Origin of the sequence: Paludibaculum fermentans (assembly GCF_051172195.1) — a bacterium.
GTDB classification, from domain to species: Bacteria; Acidobacteriota; Terriglobia; order Bryobacterales; family Bryobacteraceae; genus Paludibaculum; species Paludibaculum fermentans_A.
Genome location: NZ_JBPJAQ010000003.1, coordinates 238,698 through 256,156 on the forward strand (window position 1 = coordinate 238,698; position 17,459 = coordinate 256,156).

Consider the following 17,459-nt stretch of genomic DNA (forward strand, 5'->3'; position numbering starts at 1 on the left):
GCGGGGTCGTTGTCTCCTTCAGTACGCCCGCGAAACGCAGCCACTTCTTCGCCACGTAGACAAAGAGGGGCGCCGAGTGCTTGCAAGAGCGAACTTGGGGAATCGAGCGCTGCCGCCGTGCCCACCGCTTGGCAGCATATTCGATCTCATCAATGCTCACACCCCGCAGTCGAGTCAGCTGCAGCAACCGAATGACGTTCAACAGCTGCCAAGCTACACTGCGCGCTGCAGCAAGGCTCGTGCCTTGCTGCAGCAGGTGTTCCAGAAAAACTTCTCGTTCCTTGAGTAATGGCGCCTTCTCGTGGCGGTCGGCATAGAAGGCTCGTTCTAATTGCAACAGGGTTGTTAGCATTCACCGGGGCTCCTTAACACCCCGGCTCAATGCTAAAAGCACCAGGAGCGGCTTCCGATCCCTTCATTATGTTGCGTTCGGGTTCGACGCGCGGGGTGCACTGGGCGCACACTCGGCCCGATCACCACATAACGCGGAAGCCAATATAATCGGCATTATGTGGCCCGTCACATAATGCCGATCATTTGCCTCTATACCGGCAGTCTGACATCTAATAACGTGAAGGTATCGATCTGGAGCGGTCCAAGATGGCCAATTCGGTTGGTGGGGCGAGGCGAGTACTGGCGCTGCCGGTGGGAGTGGTACGTGTTGGAACCGGCAAATTGCACGGTGACGGAACTCCGGTGTTGGCGCCGGGCGACGGAATGACGAAGACGGCTCGCTTGTGGACCTTTATGAGAGCGGAGCGGCCGGCGGGCGATGAGTCAGCGCCGGTTGTATGGGCTGCTTACTCGCCTGATCGCACGGTTGATCATCCGCAGCAACTCCTGAAGGGATCAGGAGGGCCGCTGCAGGCCGTGGGTTATGCGGGCTTCAGTCGCCGCTACGAAGCCGGAGTGATTCTTGAGGCCGCCTTGATACTCGACGACTGAGCGCGAATCTTGCCCGAGACAATTTTGCCTTCGCGCGGGTTGTGAGAGGATCGACCAAGTGGCACTCCGATTTCGCCACCACCCTTCCATCAATAGGAGGGTGGCCACTTGGTCGATCCAATTTCTGTGAACTGGCTTGAGGCTCCGCCGGCGCTTGGGCCGACGCGTGGGGGGGCGGCGCGGACTCTAGGCGCTCGTTCGGCGTTTCTGGCGTCGTTCGTGATCATGTCAACTCACGGCTTGCTGGTTGATTTGCGACCATCGATTAGAGCTTGCATTCGCTTGGGAATCGTGCCAGTAATCGTTGGAATGGTTGGTGGCGCCATTCCGCCGAAGTCGCTGGAAGGCTCAAGGCATAAAGCTTTCGGACGATAGGACCGATAGTGCGCTAGAGAACCAACTGCTCGAGATCGATCATAATGGAGGATCCTTCATGCTAGACGAAGTTACTCGAAGCTGGTATGATCTAGCTATGAACCATACATCCTTGGCGGAAGCTCGCGCAGCCAAGCCTAAGGTTCTAAAGAAGATCCGCCCTGGCGTTGTGGTGTCAGCGGTTGGGATAACACGAGTGGGCAGCGGATATGGGATAAAAGTCAACCTAGTAGGCGCGCCGGACTCTCATTCCGTAGTACCAGCTGTCCTTGATGGCGTACCTGTGGTCGTTGAGTACACTAGTCGTGTAAAGAAAAGAGAAAAGGCGGCAGGTTGGTAGCGTCCATCTGCGGCCTTTTCGCTCTTTTTTCTTGCTTCCCCGTACTAAAAGGGAAGTCAGAAGGGAGACTTCGATCAATGCAAGACTTGCACTTTCAGAAACTTGAGCAACTCGCCAAGCGGGTGTGCGTAGGTGAGTCCTTGGTCGCTATGTCCGCCTGTTTCGCTCCCCGCAAACAATAAACCAGCACCTAAGTTCTCCGAATCCACCACGAGAGAACCACTGTCACCTGCTTGACTAAAAGGTGCCGAGTCGAGGCTTTCGATTTCGAACTGGTTGTCGAATCTCAGCGTTCCCAATCTATAGTCCACAAGCAAACTGTCCATCTCGATGGCGGTAATGATGCCCCTGGTTGAGCCAGTGGTCCTCCCGACTTTGCCGACTGACGCGCCAATTTCTGGTGGCTCCTGACGAGTTCCACGAAGTTTTCCGAGTTTTGCGAGGTCTCGGGGATCAAAGGGAATGCCGTCTGCCAATTTAGCGAGCGCACAATCAAATAGGTTCACCTTGCGGGGAGTGAGGGGGGTAGAATGGTGCAACTTGGCGACGACGTCCTCTGCAACGAGGCCACCGTCGGCGATGCACGGCTGAACAATCGGATCGTCCCCTTTTCCTCTGTTCTCGTCTGCAAGTACATGGTTATTCGACAATATAAGAATGTCCGAATCTCCATTGATATTCTGCACAAAGCACCCCAAGGTTCCTCCAGTGACAGCATAGTGCCCCAACGAACATCCAGGCCGCAATGGTCTGCACTTCTCACGGTGCCAAAAGCCGCCCGTCAGAGCTGAAAGCTTCCCGACGCATCGGATTTCGCATTCTTGGCGAGCAGCAGCAGCCATCCTGACGACATCAGGGTGGTCCTTCGCCGCGGAGTCCTCGACCCGGAGAGCGATGGTGTAGTCGTCTTTGCTCCTCCCGGAGATTCCAATTGAGACGGCACGGCGGCGGCGAGGCGTATCCTCTCCTCTCTGCATCGCTCCAAACGCCCGCGACCTTACAGATTCTACAAATTGGCTGACAAGCCGGCCCTTCAATTCACGCGCTGAATCGAGCTGCACTCAAGGACTCCTTCTCGGCTATGTGATCCCACAACATTTCGAGTCTCAATATCCCTTGAGCGGGCAGGCTATGTCAAGCAATGCGCGCGACTTCGGACCTATTGGTAGACCTCAGAGTTGATCGAAGGGACGCTCAATTGAGGAGGCTGTGCTCGAACTTGTAGTTGTGTATAGTGAGTTTCCCACTGAGGCAGGATCTTTACTCTCACGCCCCCGCAATGCCTGCGCTGCGTTCCGAATCGGCGATATTAAGAAGAATGTCAGAATAGCCTGTGGAGCTGGAATGGACCTTATTCGTCGTAGTACCAGTATCGATCGATTAGGCGGTACCGTGGCCTGATGTGGATAGACGCAGCATTCTTCGCCAGCCCTTCGACGTCACCATCAAACCCGGGAGGAAGTTCTATGTGGCGAGTCTGCACGCTGGCTGATGGTCATTGAGGTAACCGAGCGGAAATGGACTCAGGACCTGGAGTGTGGCGCCGACCACCTCGTTGAGCTCCTGAACAATTATCGAGCCTACGGGGCTCTGGTACGGAAATGGGCCAGCCTCGACGCAGCTGTCGCCCAGAAGGAGGCCGAGATACTGCGGCTGGAGAGATTGGTCTGGGACGCCATCTATGCACCCCTGAAGGCTGAACTGGACGCTGAATCAGCACGACTCCGTCGAGCTCTTCTTCGGCATTAGTTGAACCGGGCACGACCCTGACCGCTTTAGACGCACTCTGGTCTCGACAGGAACCCCAGGGGCGCCGAGAAGATGGTTTTTGCATGTGGCAGTTCGCGATAAGGACTCTAACGGCACCGACGATGACGTCGCCTTGCTCACGTGAGGACCTCACGGAAACCTGAAATGTCCGGGCAACCCCGGTTTTGGGCGGGGCTGCCGGTCGACCGTAAGCCTGTGTAGGCCTCCTTAATACGTCGCAACGAGGTTTAGGCTCTCTCCTCAAGTACCATTTTGACACGCCCCAAATCCGTGTGACAATTGACGGCTCCGAGTGCGCGAAGGCTGTCAACTCTCGATTCTGCTGACCGAGACAGACATCTTATACTCAAACAGCTCCACGTCCGACAGGCCGGCGCAGGCCAAGACGAGATCCTGACTGATCTCTCGTGCCACGATCATCCCGCGTACTCCCCGTCCAGATTCGGCGTGGTTCTTGGCAATCCAGCCCATATAGCGCCGTAGCTGCCCAACCGTTCGATCGTAGCCACGAGAGACTTTCAATTCGACGACCACATACCTCCGCTTGGAGTCGAGCGCAAGGATATCGATGAATCGACCACCTGCGGGGAACTCCACGCCGGTGATCCCCTCATCTTCATATAGCCGTAGGCCGCTTTCGAGAATGTGGAGGTTCCTGGAAAGAAAGTCCCGAAGGTCCGACTCGTACGCGAATGCCTCGGTACTCGGTTCGTCCGATTCGTCCACGAGTGGCGGATCGGGAAGTGTGTTTGTACCGAGACTCAAAGCCCCACGCAGAATTGGGGGTGGATCAGTAGCCGGATCGTACAACCTGAAGTGACGGCTATCCACCTGGAAGAACATGTCGTCCGTCCCCGGCTTCGGGTTGTGATGAATGCGGCTGCGTGCATTGGTGGATAACCGCACCAAGTGCGCGCCGATGGTTCCCTCATTGATCTTGGGAAATCGAGCTGCGAACCAGTTAAGAATCGCATCTCTTGATATGACTTGGCCGGCGCTGAGTGGCATCTCGGCAACCATCTGCCGCATGAGCTCGCGTGTTGGCTTGTCATATATGGCCATTCCGTGATGCTAGCACCCACCTCAGCTGGGCGGCGTAAGGCTGGCACGATCGCTAATGCGGTGAGAATCCCCTGAGCGGCAGCGGCCTGAATTCAACTCCGCATTCTGGAGCCACGCCTCCCCGAAATTTAGAGTCTAAATTTCGACGGCGGCGTGCACTAGTCTGGCGGAGGTGTCTTCCTGGTAGGCGATCTGGCTGCCGACATTATAGCCTCAGTCCTCCCCACCAACTCACCCGCAGTCACTCCCAAGATGGCCGCTAACCGAATAAGCATCCTAAGCGTCGGGCTCTTGATCCCTCGTTCCATGAGGCTGACGTAGGTCCGATCCACGCCCGCCTCATCGGCTAACCCCTCTTGGGACAAGCCTTTGGCTGTTCTCACTTCCCTCAAAGCAATTCCGAAGGCTTTGTCGGGTCCGAACTCGGGCTGGACCTGTTTCTTTCGCGTCTGGGCCAAATCACAATGCTGCCCGGATGCGGCCTAAAGTCCCACGGACTATAGTCCGAATATTTGGAGGTGCAGATGCGAGCGAAGGCCACTTGTAGGCCCTGTCTGCACGGGACAGAGGAGGTACGGATGGCTCGTTCAAAGGACGAACTGAAGAGAATCTTCGACCGGAGTTCGGGCAAGTGCCACCTTTGCCATGAGTGGTTGAGCTTCGAAGAGTACGGGAAGGTAAAGGCGCAGGGCGGGTGGGAGATCGAGCACTCCAAACCGCGCGCGAAGGGCGGAACCAACCATATCAATAACTTGTACCCGGCCTGTGTGGCCTGCAACCGGAGCAAGGGGACCAAGCAAGCAAGTCAAGTCAGAAGCAGCCGCGGGAAAACGCGGTCGCCGTTGAACTCGAAGCAGAGGGAAAAGGCGAAGAGTGACCAAGCGGCTAAGGGTCTCGGTGTTGGGACGCTCGCTGGATATCTCTTGGATCCCACAGGAGGTGTCCTGACGGCTGTTGGGCTCGTGCTCGGCGGGTTAATCGGGAGGTCAAGAGATCCTGACAAATGAGTGAGGGTTGATAACGTGGTGAGCGCTGCAGCCCGCTGTCATCGAGTTGGACATCGAGTCGGACATGGATTGGAGGATCGGCAGTTGAAATCGTTGGAATCGAATATCCTGCCGGCGCCTGTCAAGGCAGTGGATGGCGATGATCTCGAGGCAATGGTGGAACTCGGCCTGGTGTATTACCAGGGAGAGACCGTAGAACGAGACTATGCTGGGGCCATGAAACTGCTCCTTCGAGCCGGATCACTTGGTAGCGCAGAAGCTCAGTATGCGGTTGGCCTAATGTATGTCCTTGGTCAAGGCACCGAGGTCAACTATCGTGAGGGGCTCCACTGGTTGAAACTCGCCGCGGGGCGGGGATACGCCAAGGCACAGTATAATCTGGGACTGATGTACTACCGGGCACGTGGCGTGCCCTTGGACTATGTTTCCGCCTACGCATGGGTGGCACTTGCGGCGTCGTCAGCTTCAGGCCCTGGGGCCCGGGAATATGCGGACTTCCGGAATCTCATTGCTCGAAGGATGAACCCCACGGAGTTGGCTCAGGCCAAGCGACTCGAACGAGAGTGGGGCGTATGCAGGAAAATTGTCTCAAGCGCACCGTGAGTTCCCAGCCCGCATTGCGAGGGTCACCGGATTCAGCTGGGGCCAGTTCCAACAGACAGACAGTTCGTGGGCCGTTGCGACCAAGGGGAAGACTCCTCACACGGCGGCAGATGGCGCTACGGTCGGCAGTGATCAATTGCGCTGCGACGACTGGCCAGAGGCTCAGTCTGCGTCAGCCCGTCGCCCGCTTCCTTCAGCGCTTTGACTCGAGCAGGACGGAGCTTTACGGCTTCCTGGACGGACGCGGAGATGATGCTAAGGACACCATAGCCGAGGGTTCGCGAAACAGCCAAGGTCGTTAGCGCCCGGGACGCGTGGCGCGCCGATAACCGCCACACGCTGGTGACGGAGCTTGCCGAGTCGGGCGCCGGCGACGAGGTGATCATGAGCATCGCCGGGCACGTCTCTCGCGCCATGTCCTCGCGCTACTCCCACGTGCGGATGGAAGCAAAGCGGCACGCGCTCGACGAGATCTCCGCCCGCCAACGTGCGGCCGACGACAAGCGCGAAGCCGAAGTCGAGCGGAAGGCACAGACTGCCGTGGCTTCGCTGTTGGCCACCGTTCAGTAAGCGGCGCTGGCTACGAAACCGGGGCGACTCCATGGTGGACCGTCCGAACTATTCAGTGTTCGCTACTAGCCTTTAATAGATGAGTCTTGCGCAGTGACGTCGTCCTCGGGGACTGCCTCTCCCTTAAACGGATACCAGTCCTTCTTTAGCAGATTGTGGTCCTTTAAAGCCATCATCGCGTATCGTCGCGGATACTCTTCCGAATCGCGCAGCATCGCAAAAAGCCTTGTCTTGATATGGGGAATCCAGTCACCTCGGCCCGCGGCCATGCAACACAGCGCCGCTGCGTGACCTCTAACCCTTTCGTCCTGATCATGCAGCGCCTCACTAATCACTGGAGTGGCCTCCTTGCCCAACAAATCCACCGCATTGTCGAGTGCTGAGCACCGAGCTTCATTCCAGGTTTCTTGCCGAAGCACTTGAGTGAGCCACTCCACCATCCAGGGATAGCGACACGCAGAAAGCCCGCGTAACGCGTACAGCCTCAGACCGTTAATTGCACAGTGCTCAGCGGAGGCCATGAGAAGCCCGACCACGCGGGGATAGGCGCACTCTAGATTCTCCTTGAGAATGTACGTCGTCATGTCACGTGCGGCCTGTCTTGTCACCACATCGGAGATGGTAAGTCTGCGAATGACTCTTAGGATGGCACGGCACACATGTCTGCCCCGCTTGCCGAAAACGTGAAAGTTGAAGAGTGCTTCAAATACAATCGACAGATCAGCGTCTCCAAGCATCGTCCAGCGCAAGGTGTCATACCCTTCAAACGAGGACATGTTCACGGCCCTCCATGCTCGTTTCCGCGCCTGCGGCTCCGTTGCGCTCAGGGCGTTCATGAAGGTTCGCTCAGCGGTCGCCGTTAGGCGATACTGTCCACCCGCCAACCTGTTGAGGAGAGAAATGGCAGAATCCCTGACCTGAGCGTCGTCGTCCGTTAGCGCCAAGAACGTGAGCGAACTCTCCCAATGGTGGGAGAGTTCGCTTCGCATGGTTTCATCGCCGGACCCATCGCCGTTACGCCCGAGCCAGCCGGATAGCGTCCGCATCAGCGCCGATCGGCCCTCATTTGAAGCGTCTCGAAAAACGCGGTGAATCTCTTGGCGGTACCTGATGTCCGTCGAATTCAGAATCCACTCGCACATCACCTCATTCCCGTGTTTGGAGAGCCGCTCTGCTCGGGGGTTTCCGGAAAGAGCCGACACGAATCGACAGACCGTGGCGTAGTCAGCCCCATCAACCAAGGCTGGTGCGAGAACGTCGAGTGGGCAGACGACGGATTGAAGGTACGCCATCGCCGAAGTGGACCTTAGTTGGCGGATTAGATAAAGCAAGTACCGGCAGGCCGAATCGTGGTTACGGTTGTGCCTGATCCACGAGGCGGGTACTGTTGCGTTGGACAGGTTCAAACTATCCAACTGTTGTGGCAGTCGCGCCGTGACACACGGAGATACCGATTCACCGGCACCACACTCCACGATGCATCGCAGAACGAGCAATAGACGGTCCGCAGCCATGGGGGACGGGAACCGTCGCAACAACCACATGTCGAACCAGAGGCGCGAGACGAGTCGGCGCAACTGTCGAGCGGCCGCAGTTCCTTGAAGCAACCCAAAATAGAAGACCAAGCAATCACGCCATTCTGAACGATGGCTGAGGCGGTAGACAGGCACGGACGTAGCGTGGCGAGCAAGCCATACTGCGGCGAAATAGTCACGAAAGCTGCTGTGCCAAAAGCTAAGGCCTTCAGCCGACTCCCACATTAATCCGTGAAGGACTACCTTCCGCAGCAGTCCATCCACGATCGCGAAGTCAGCAGCGAGACCGACGACTCCGATTATCTTCGCGGCGTGCCTCGCTGCGTCGCTCCTCGTGACTACGAACTGCTCTGCCTTGAGCATCTGGTAGCCGCAGTACGCCAGGAACGTGCGGACCATATCTAAGCCCAGAGTTGACTCGCCTTGGCCTTCCCAGTGGCCCAGGAAGCCATTGGAAACCACATCGTCGAACAGGCGCGTCAGGCTGACGTCTTGCCCGGCTGTGACTGCATCAGTCGACAGCGCGATCAACCTTGCGAACAGTGGGCGTCGAAAGACATCTGTTAGGTGGTTATTGTCCAGGGCCTGCGCGAGCGCCATACCTCTCGAGGGCGTTGTAAGTTTTGTTAAGAAGTTCTTTAGCGTTTCGGGCGTAAGGGGCTCAAGTCGTCGCTGCGGCCACTCGGAGCTTTCAAGGATCTGAAGGGGCCGGCTGGCGATGACAATACGTGACTGCGGAGCGCGCTGCAGCAACACACGGCATTGCTCAATCATTGAGCGGGGATCGCTTTGGTCGCGGCGGTCAAACAAGAAGAGGAACTGATGCCTCTTGATCCACTCATTGAATAGATCCTCCGAGCAACTGAATCCCTGTCGCTGCATTGCCTCCCATGCTTGAGTGCAAAGGCCACTCGCCTGTCGGCCGAGTTCGAGCCTGATTGGTATGAGATCGTCCTCTGGATTCGGCGCTTCTCCCGCATGCTTCTCAAGCCAGTGCCGAGCGCAGTGCCAAGCTAGGTACTGAAGGGCGGTGCTCTTGCCTTGCCCTGCCTCGCCAACTAAGAAAAACGCGCGCTCCTGACGGATGGCGTCCAGGAGTGCACAGCTACGCTGCTCCTTGCTATTGGGCGAAGCCGGCACAGTTACAACCGGAGGGATGATCTCGCTTAAGCTTAGATTCTTGACTCGATTGGGGAGCAATGGAAGTTCGAGGGACTCGGAAAGCACGGCCTGCATGTACGCCTTGAGGCGAGGCTTCCTGAGCCAGCCATTGACGGCGACGCTCACTTCCGTAGCAAGCCGGTCAGCACTATTGAAGTAACCAGGCGTAGCGGTTGCGGCCAACTCTTCCCTAAGAGCTCGTACGCGCTCCAGGTTGTCTGGGTCACGATCAGGCCATTGTTCAGGTCCGTCGTCCGATAGGAACACGAGAGTCGGTATCCGGAGTCGGATGGCTTCGCGAAGCTCACACTCGGTAATTGACGATCCCCGGCAGTCGACGCCAACGGGTATGAACCCATAGCGCCAAGCGAAAATGCCAACATAGAGATCGCATTGGGCAAGATCCGTCAGACAAAGGGTCAATGAGCGCTCGTCGGACGCGAAGTATTGTTCCATCGCGTGCGTGCGATGGCCGCATCGCTCAAGCGTGTTCGCCACGAGCCGCCGATGCTCGCGCAGGTCGCGGTAGGTCGACGAGATGTAGATTCGGGCCATTCCCCATAAGAGGATACCGCCCAATCATGCTCGGTTGTCGGAACATCGATGCCATGCTGCGCGCCCGACCCTGAACGACGAGGCTTCGGGCAGTTGCGTTGGACCCGAGTGCCACGATGGGTATTCGGGTTACTCGGCTCATGGCGATCCAGAATGTCTCGGCGTGCCGTCATTGCGGACTGGTCCTGGATTGGCATTCGAGAGTCCCCCCAGAGTCCCCCCAATTAACGGCAAAAACCCCTTTTCGCGCGTGCAAGTACTTGTGCTTGCAACGTGAGGTGGCTACAACCAGTTCGGCTGTTAACCGAAGGGTTCTAGCGCGAATCGCCGTGTCCAACTCCTCCAACCAAGCCCAGCACCTAGCACACTCCGATTCGGCGGTGATAAGCTACCCCAGGGCCAGATGTGCCCACGCCGATGCGCTACTGGTGGGTGAATCAGAATCAGACGTACCGCCACGAACTTGCCGGCGGATACCTCTGGTCGCCCAAGCGAAATCGAGATGGCGGCCGCAATCCTTTCTACGAATCCATGCGCGAGGTGGCTCCTGGGGATATCATCTTCTCATTCAAGGACACACGAATCGTCGCCATCGGTGTCGCACAGTCACATTGTTGGGAGAGCCCCAAACCGGCAGAGTTCGGTGTTGCTGGCCAGTATTGGGAAAACGTCGGGTGGAAAGTCAGAGTTCAGTTCACACCACTTCTCCACCAACTCCGCCCCAAGGACCACATCGATGTCCTGAGGTCTGAGCTGCCTGGCAAGTATGCTCCCCTCCAGTCGAACGGAAACGGTCTACAGGGTATCTATCTGACCGAGGTATCTGAACCATTGGCCGAAGTGCTGGGGGGACTGATCGGGCCTGAGGCGCGGCTCATCACTATGCCCCGGGTTTCAACTATCCCTGCTCACCCAGAGAGTGCTGCGGCCAGGGCTGCCGACGATCTGGACTACTGGGAACACAAATTGGAGCAGTTGGTTGTGGCGGATACCTCAGTTCCAGAGACCGAGAAGGAGGCAATCATCCGGGCTCGGCGTGGACAGGGGCTGTTCAAGCAGCGGGTTCTTCGACTCGAGACCCAGTGCCGGATCACAGGGGTGGACAAAGTGGATCATCTGGTAGCCAGCCACTGCAAACCCTGGCGTGACTCAAGCAATGAGGAACGACTAAATGGCGAGAATGGGTTACTCCTCACCCCTACCATCGACCACCTTTTCGACCGCGGCTTCATTGGGTTCGAGGACTCCGGAGACCTCATCGTTTCCCCTGTCGCTCACCGGCAGTCCCTCCAACGCATGGGAGTTGAAACCGGACATGTCGTGAACGTCGGCGGGTTTACCCAGGGGCAGAGGAGATTTCTGGACTTTCACAGAACTTCAGTTCTCCTCCGAGCGGTGAGGTAGGACCAGCGGCCACCGAGTGACGCCAGGTTCCTATACCTGTCTCAGGGACCGGCACCTCACGGTCAAGTCTTGCCCAGAGTTGCGCATGGAGGTCTGGGGGCCGAGGTCAGCACTCCAGTTCCCCTCGCGTCATGCTGGCCTCTCGCACCCGAGGGCACCATTCCCAAGAAGCGGGGCACGCGACCCCGGGTTCTCGTGACCGCCAGGTTCGCGCGGAGGCCGTCAGGAAGCCGGCCAAAGGGCGGTGAGTACGGTAACCGTCAGAATAGTCACACCTGACGAGCGGAAGCACCAGCCCATAGTCTCAACAAGGGCGCGCTGGCAGCTACCCTAGAGGCGCCCGGCAGGATGGAAGTAGACTTCATGCCTGACAATTTGAGCACCTGGTGATGGGTTCGTCTCAGCCACGAGGCCAGCGAGTCACCCGGATTCTTATGAACTCGTCGGTGTTGGCTATCGTGCGCTATGGGTGCTTGGGACGGCTCGTTGTTGGTCGGCACCGTTCGGGAGCAGACCAAGGACAAAGATCTGAACAGTGCGGTCGGACCGAAGTCGGCCTTCATTCACCGCGGAGCCGTGCTCCCTTGGACCAACGGTGAGAATGAGGGGGCGGGGCGTGTCGAATGACAATGTACGCCTAAGCTGCTCACTCACCCACTCTGTCCTGGCGCGCGCAAGCCCTTCGTTGGACCCGAAGTCAAGAGCCAAACTTCCTTTGACAGGTAGTTTATCAGCCGAACCTACAAGTAGGAGCTGGCACTCAGTTGATTTTGGGCAGGATGCCCGGAATTTCGCCGCCGCCGAAGCGATGTTGGCACAGACTGGGGTGTTGACCTCCCCGCTATTCTGTATCAATTCATCTGCGCTTCCGGATCTGAACGGACCAATGCACCCGAGATTGCTCCATGGTTCGTTCCTCTCCTGTGGCGTCGGGTCTGGGGAGATGTGGCAAGCTACGAACACTGTTATTGCGCCTACGCCGAGTATGAATGCAATCAATTGAATGCCAGAGAACCACCTTGTTTGACGGTTGATCTCCAACTTCCAGCCAGGTTCTTTCCCGGCGCCAGTCAAAGGCGCGCCAAATGCTAGGTGTCCCGAAACTAGGGAGCAGATTAGCGCCGACCAAGCGAACACGAGACAGCACCACCAGTACCCCGTGACGGGCTGCCCTCTAAGAAAATCTTTCAAGAACCCCAAGCTAAGGACAAGGGTTCCAGTGGCCCAATTCGACAGTTGCTTAGCCCACTCACCGGCAATCCTGACCGCGTCCTCCATATCTGGCATTTGACATGCCTCAGCAGTCGAATGGGTAGACGCTCAGTTGAGGCCGAATCTTTTGTTTCAACTCGTGAGGATCGTCTATAGACCTAACGTTCTCTGACGCGTACTCCGAAGCAACTCTCACTGCCAAGAGATGGACTTTCCCTTCCCACGTCCGAATGTCTAGGTCCCCCTTCTCGAATTGAAGCTGCACTGCCGCCCATAATTCCATGACGAGAGAGTCAACAGCCGGAAGTGCCTCATTCCGCAAGACGAGGCCGCGCGATTGCGCAACCTCCAAGGCGATTGCGCGGGCTCGGCCGGCGAAGAACTGGGGATCCAGAATTCCTTTTGGGGTCACATCGAATAGTGTAACCCTACCGGTCTACCCAGAAGCCAGAGACGTCCCTTCCGCGTGAAGTGGCCCCAGCAGGCCGCAGCAGAAGTCGTGGGGAGAGAGCTCCCACTCGGCTGCCGTTGATGAGGCTCTTCAAGAAAACTCGGGCGAAATCCATCGAACCCGGAAATATTCTTCCAGAATGAAGCCAGCTCACATCTCAGATCACGATTTAGAGCGATCCTCGCTCTGGCTCGTGCGCGCCGAGGCCGAACTGGCCCGCCTAGAGGAGCACCTCCTTGGCTGCTCGCGATGTGCCGCGATGGCAGAGGACATGCCGCGTTACGTTGACACGGCGAGGATTGCTCCCGACGAGACAGTCGACGAAGGCCTAGCTTTGCGAACTTCTCGACGCAGTCGTACTCACGGTGCGAGAGAGGGGGATTCTTACACTCGGTTTCTGCATGGTCAGTGCCGCACGGTTGCGTTCCGATTGCGTCGCGAAACGAACCGACCAGCCTTTATCGTTGGCTCTCGCGACCCCCCAACATCCAATCAACTCTAGAGTGCCTACCAGGCTGAGTGCCCCCCTCAGACACTGACACATACTGGCCGTCAATCACCGGTATCATGAACTCCAATTTGGATTCCCAGCCTTCCGCCATCCAAAGAGCATCAGGGGTGACGTAAGGCGTTTCCCCTGCGCTGCCCACTCGCGTGCGCGCAAGGACACAACCTCTACAGCGCAAAAGAGAAGTAATTAATTGTGAAGGGATGAGACGCGCGTAATCTCTCTGTAATATACTCGCACCAGCTTAGGAGAAATAGAGATGAAACAGCTACTTGCGATAGTGCTTTGTATTGCCATGCCGACTGCGGTCTTCTCGGCCGACAATGCTCATAAGGTTTCGTACGATGGAGGCTCAATCTCCACTATTAAGTCCGGAACCGATCTTAAACTCTACATCGACTCCGACCACATCCGGTTCATGAAGGATAAGTCAGAAGTTGCCGTCATCCCCCCCACGGCGATCACCGAGATCAGCTACGGCCAGGATGTTCACCGCCGCGTTGGGGCCGCGATCGGCCTTGCCGTGGTCTCCTTCGGCATCGGTGCCCTTATGGCGCTCGCCAAGTCGAAGAAGCACTACATTGGACTCACATGGGACGATGCGGGCAAGAAGGGTGGCGTGGCGTTCCAGGCCGACAAGAATGACTACCGAGGCGTACTGGCCGGGTTGGAAGGTGTCACTGGGAGGAAAGCCGTGAACGCAGATGCGATGACGGTGAAAAACTAAGAAGCGAAGTGCGCCTTGGTTGGGGGCCTTGTGCTCACTCATGTGGCGTTGTCTGCCCATCAGATGAGCCCGCGTTCGACCGGTAGCACGACAGCACCATTCAATTAAAGGTCGGCCCCAATCTCGCAGGCTTGCTGGACATCCCGAGTTCCATAACGATCAATGGAAGGCCGCAGCGCGGCTTGACGAATGTCCTTGGGGTCCCGCAGACGTGAAGGGTGACAGTGTCTTGCGCGAAGTATCCGTGCCGTGTCGCAGGGAGGTCACGTCCTGCCGACAAAGCGGGCGATGGTCCGCATTCGCTTGCTTCACCTGGGCCCATATGACGGCCACGCCAACCCCGGCTCAATCGGCCGCACCGGCTTCGAGACTGTCCTCATCGCCCTGCCATACCTGCTGCCATACTTCGCCCGCGGTGCCCGGTTTAGTCTTCTCTGCTAGACATGCCGGAGGTAATCTGGCATTTTCAGTCCGAGAGGAACAATTTTAGTCGTTTGGCTACGCAATTCGCCAACCGGCTACCGTGGCCGCGACATCGAGGTCCGCGTGATTCTAGAGTGGACCTGCGAGCTGAGGCGAATCATCGCCGCATGACACCACACGACAAGCCTGATCATTCCTCAGTGCGAATCAAAATACGGCTGGACCATTTGATTAAAATAAGCGCACTTAGAACGAATCAGACGCGCCACCGGGTCCATGCGGTGATAGACTTGCTGCGGACCTATGCGCAAATTCACTATTTTTAGTATTCTAGCCCTCGCAGTACTCCTGTCACCGAGCCTTTGGCCGAGCGTGATATACCACTACGAGGGCGCTATTTTTCCAGATCAAACATCCAGAGTAACGGCGACTTTCGAGTTTGCCAGTGCGCTGCCGGACATGCCCCTAACAGATGTCATGTCACTCACAACCTTCTGGGCGATCTCAGATGGTCAGCGGTTCTTCTCCGGACCCCTCCCGCCAAGCAGTAGCTTATATGCCTCACTTTACATGGCAGTTGTTGGCGAGCAATATGTCCCGGATTGGCATTTCTCCGCAGTACTAGTCCCGGACCCCGAAATTTGGATCTCCTCAGAGCCAGGTTACGATTCTCGAGGAATCCCATTCTTCCTTAGAGACCCTTTGATACCCGATGCGGTCAGTGCGTATGGAGAATGGACCTATACAAGCTACCCTGAGCCAAGCACAGCCACCCCTGAGGCGAGTTCCGGAATGCTCCTTTCGTTGGGTGTGGGGCTCTTCGGTGCTATCCAGATCCTTACACGAAAAGGATGCAGGGGCGCGAGATCGATCAAGTCTTGCGTGCTCCCTTGGGCAAATTTCCGGAAGCGCTAATCACCATTGCGTAGTGCCCGGAGCGCTGCCAACTGGCTAGACCTGTCTATTCAATGTCTGCGCTCCCCATCCTTGTATCGGAATTTCCCGTCCGAGTGCGTCCATTGGCGACAATAATCCCAGAGAAGACAATTCGCCCCATCCCGTTTGCCCGGAGCGGTGATAGACTTGTCTGAGCCATATGCGCTATTCCAACCTTTTGAAGGTTATCACGCTCGCAGTTCTAGTGTCGCCGAGCCTCTGGCCGAGCGTCATTCACACCTACGAGGGTCACTATTTTCCTGACTTCAATGAGCCATCGGGGCAAAGCGCGAGCATCAGAGTGACTGCAAATTTCACTTTTGATGATCCATTGCCGATGATGCCGCTAACCGATGTCTCTTCACTGGTGACTTTCTGGGAGATCACCGATGGAGACCATCACTTTGACGGGATTACTATCCCCGGTTCAAGTGTCTTGCTCGTCTATCTCTCGCTGGCGGTAGACAGTCACAATAGGATTTCTGATTGGGCTTTTTTCGCTGGGCCTTGGGGTAACCCCGACGTCTATATTTATTCGACTAAGGGCCACGACGCACGGGGGGTCATCGTCCAGAACTACGACCCATTGCTGGGCTACTCGATAAACAGAGTAGGCATCTGGGACGGCGTGAACACACCCGAGCCAAGCTCCGGGGTGCTCCTCTCGTTGGGCATAGGGCTCTGCCTTGCGGCCAGAAAGTTCCGGCGAGCCAGATCCTAGTGGCGGTGGCGGGATTCCCTCCAAGGATTAAGCCGAAGCAATGCGCCTCTTACGATTTTCGCGTAAGATCGCATTTCTTCGGCTTCTTCCGCGCATGAGGGACAGGCTAGGAGATGCTCCTCAAGGTTGGCCAGTTCGCGTTCGTCCTTGATTAGCCCTAGGCTGTAGCGCTCAAGGTCGTCGTCTGAGGCGTGTGTCAGTTGCATTCTGTGAAGGTGGTGCGGGTGCCTGGGGATTTCTCTCAGTTTTTTTTCGGACTCTGCAGCTGCTGTGGGGATGGAGACGATGAACGCTCCTCTGGCCGCCACCTATTTCAGTCTGAAATAGGTCACTCCATACCTGCAAAGGCGACCGTTGCGGCCGGGGCGAAGATCCGGTACACTTGCGCCGAAATGAAAACAATCCTAGGATTGCTGGTCTTTTCTCCCCTTGGCGGCATGGTTGCGTTGGCAGCCATGTCCACGGCTACAGTGGACACATTCGTGGACCCTAGCTGGGGATCGACCTGCGCTCCAGGAACATCAGTAGGGACAACATCCGCATCGTGGGCAATGCCGCCCTGCGATGTACGGCCAGATGTCATTGGGTCAGACAGCTATGCCTGGGGGTATGCGATGGTGTCTACCGTACCCTTCAGGACGACCATTGGCGTTGGCGGCGGTGGTACGCATTCGGTTGATGCGTATGCATACACAGACTGGGCGGACGTGATCGACATTTCGGGCCTGGACCCCACTCGTACTTACATCTTCAACCTTGATCTCGCGATAGTGGTATTTGGCTTCAACGGCGTCCCGATCAACGACGAGGTGCAGGGGTTCGGCTCAGTGGATTTTCCGGGCGGGAGCGAACTCATCGGCGGACCTTCGCCATCTAGCAAGAAAGTCAATATTGGGACCATTACGCTCACCGGCGTAACGGGCTTCCAATTTCCGGTGTTTTTGACTGCCTCCTCTGAGGTCCATCCCGTCACACCAGTTGGCGGCGGAATCTACGCCACTTATACCTTTGAACGATCGCTCGGCGTCGTCCCAGAGCCACAAACAGGTCTCATCTGCGGAGGGGGACTGCTGCTACTGACGTTCTTGAAGTTACGCAGTAGTATGCAACATACACCGGATTAGAAAGCCTTGATTCACCCAGGGTTTGAAATT

General features: G+C 57.0%; 13 protein-coding genes. 9 read left to right on the plus strand and 4 right to left on the minus strand.

The window, feature by feature from the left end; genetic code table 11:
* The first annotated feature begins 579 nt into the window (after positions 1–579).
* Complete coding sequence (locus tag ACR9Y2_RS34935) at positions 580–945, plus strand: IS66 family transposase (protein WP_435046903.1); 366 nt, start codon at positions 580–582, stop codon at positions 943–945.
* Between the two features lie 789 nt (positions 946–1,734).
* Here ACR9Y2_RS34935 and ACR9Y2_RS34940 read toward each other — a convergent pair.
* The 3 genes from ACR9Y2_RS34940 to ACR9Y2_RS34950 all read right to left on the minus strand — a co-directional run bounded on the left by ACR9Y2_RS34940 (position 1,735) and on the right by ACR9Y2_RS34950 (position 4,950).
* The gene (locus tag ACR9Y2_RS34940; RefSeq protein WP_435046538.1) at positions 1,735–2,346 is read right to left on the minus strand and encodes a hypothetical protein; all 612 of its coding nucleotides are present in this window, start codon (positions 2,344–2,346) and stop codon (positions 1,735–1,737) included.
* Between the two features lie 1,390 nt (positions 2,347–3,736).
* Positions 3,737–4,492 (minus strand): endonuclease NucS domain-containing protein, encoded by a 756-nt coding sequence (locus ACR9Y2_RS34945; RefSeq protein ID WP_435046539.1) that lies wholly within the window; start codon positions 4,490–4,492, stop codon positions 3,737–3,739.
* Between the two features lie 158 nt (positions 4,493–4,650).
* A complete protein-coding gene (locus ACR9Y2_RS34950) occupies positions 4,651–4,950 on the minus strand; it encodes a helix-turn-helix domain-containing protein (protein ID WP_435046540.1) in 300 nt (99 codons plus the stop codon).
* A gap of 120 nt (positions 4,951–5,070) precedes the next feature.
* Between ACR9Y2_RS34950 and ACR9Y2_RS34955 the strand changes: the two genes are divergently transcribed.
* The 3 genes from ACR9Y2_RS34955 to ACR9Y2_RS34965 all read left to right on the plus strand — a co-directional run bounded on the left by ACR9Y2_RS34955 (position 5,071) and on the right by ACR9Y2_RS34965 (position 6,672).
* The gene (locus ACR9Y2_RS34955) at positions 5,071–5,499 is read left to right on the plus strand and encodes an HNH endonuclease (RefSeq protein WP_435046541.1); all 429 of its coding nucleotides are present in this window, start codon (positions 5,071–5,073) and stop codon (positions 5,497–5,499) included.
* 84 nt (positions 5,500–5,583) lie between these two features.
* On the plus strand, positions 5,584–6,102 hold the full coding sequence (locus tag ACR9Y2_RS34960; protein ID WP_435046542.1) for a tetratricopeptide repeat protein: 519 nt from the start codon (positions 5,584–5,586) through the stop codon (positions 6,100–6,102).
* A 384-nt stretch (positions 6,103–6,486) separates the two neighbouring features.
* Entirely contained in the window at positions 6,487–6,672 is a 186-nt protein-coding gene (locus ACR9Y2_RS34965) for a hypothetical protein (RefSeq protein ID WP_435046543.1), read from the plus strand.
* A gap of 65 nt (positions 6,673–6,737) precedes the next feature.
* Here ACR9Y2_RS34965 and ACR9Y2_RS34970 read toward each other — a convergent pair whose 3' ends face one another.
* The gene (locus tag ACR9Y2_RS34970) at positions 6,738–9,923 is read right to left on the minus strand and encodes a DUF4062 domain-containing protein (protein WP_435046544.1); all 3,186 of its coding nucleotides are present in this window, start codon (positions 9,921–9,923) and stop codon (positions 6,738–6,740) included.
* A gap of 417 nt (positions 9,924–10,340) precedes the next feature.
* On the opposite strand from ACR9Y2_RS34970, the gene ACR9Y2_RS34975 reads away from it, so the two are divergent.
* The 5 genes from ACR9Y2_RS34975 (at position 10,341) to ACR9Y2_RS34995 (ending at position 17,429) form a co-directional block, all read left to right on the plus strand.
* Positions 10,341–11,327: an HNH endonuclease gene (locus ACR9Y2_RS34975; RefSeq protein WP_435046545.1), complete on the plus strand. Its 987-nt coding sequence runs from the start codon at positions 10,341–10,343 to the stop codon at positions 11,325–11,327.
* Positions 11,328–13,757: 2,430 nt separating this feature from the next.
* Positions 13,758–14,225: a hypothetical protein gene (locus ACR9Y2_RS34980; RefSeq protein WP_435046546.1), complete on the plus strand. Its 468-nt coding sequence runs from the start codon at positions 13,758–13,760 to the stop codon at positions 14,223–14,225.
* Between the two features lie 288 nt (positions 14,226–14,513).
* On the plus strand, positions 14,514–14,666 hold the full coding sequence (locus ACR9Y2_RS34985) for a hypothetical protein (RefSeq protein ID WP_435046547.1): 153 nt from the start codon (positions 14,514–14,516) through the stop codon (positions 14,664–14,666).
* A gap of 1,078 nt (positions 14,667–15,744) precedes the next feature.
* A complete protein-coding gene (locus ACR9Y2_RS34990) occupies positions 15,745–16,305 on the plus strand; it encodes a PEP-CTERM sorting domain-containing protein (RefSeq protein WP_435046548.1) in 561 nt (186 codons plus the stop codon).
* Between the two features lie 392 nt (positions 16,306–16,697).
* Positions 16,698–17,429 (plus strand): hypothetical protein, encoded by a 732-nt coding sequence (locus ACR9Y2_RS34995; RefSeq protein WP_435046549.1) that lies wholly within the window; start codon positions 16,698–16,700, stop codon positions 17,427–17,429.
* Positions 17,430–17,459: the final 30 nt, after the last annotated feature.

Bases quoted from the DNA above. Each gene is read 5' to 3' on its own strand.
- ACR9Y2_RS34945 (WP_435046539.1), bottom strand. From the start codon at position 4,492: ATGGCCATATATGACAAGCCAACACGCGAGCTCATGCGGCAGATGGTT.
- ACR9Y2_RS34955 (WP_435046541.1), top strand. From the start codon at position 5,071: ATGGCTCGTTCAAAGGACGAACTGAAGAGAATCTTCGACCGGAGTTCG.
- ACR9Y2_RS34965 (WP_435046543.1), top strand. From the start codon at position 6,487: ATGAGCATCGCCGGGCACGTCTCTCGCGCCATGTCCTCGCGCTACTCC.
- ACR9Y2_RS34970 (WP_435046544.1), bottom strand. From the start codon at position 9,923: ATGGCCCGAATCTACATCTCGTCGACCTACCGCGACCTGCGCGAGCAT.
- ACR9Y2_RS34975 (WP_435046545.1), top strand. From the start codon at position 10,341: ATGCGCTACTGGTGGGTGAATCAGAATCAGACGTACCGCCACGAACTT.
- ACR9Y2_RS34980 (WP_435046546.1), top strand. From the start codon at position 13,758: ATGAAACAGCTACTTGCGATAGTGCTTTGTATTGCCATGCCGACTGCG.
- ACR9Y2_RS34985 (WP_435046547.1), top strand. From the start codon at position 14,514: ATGGTCCGCATTCGCTTGCTTCACCTGGGCCCATATGACGGCCACGCC.
- ACR9Y2_RS34990 (WP_435046548.1), top strand. From the start codon at position 15,745: ATGCGCTATTCCAACCTTTTGAAGGTTATCACGCTCGCAGTTCTAGTG.
- ACR9Y2_RS34995 (WP_435046549.1), top strand. From the start codon at position 16,698: ATGAAAACAATCCTAGGATTGCTGGTCTTTTCTCCCCTTGGCGGCATG.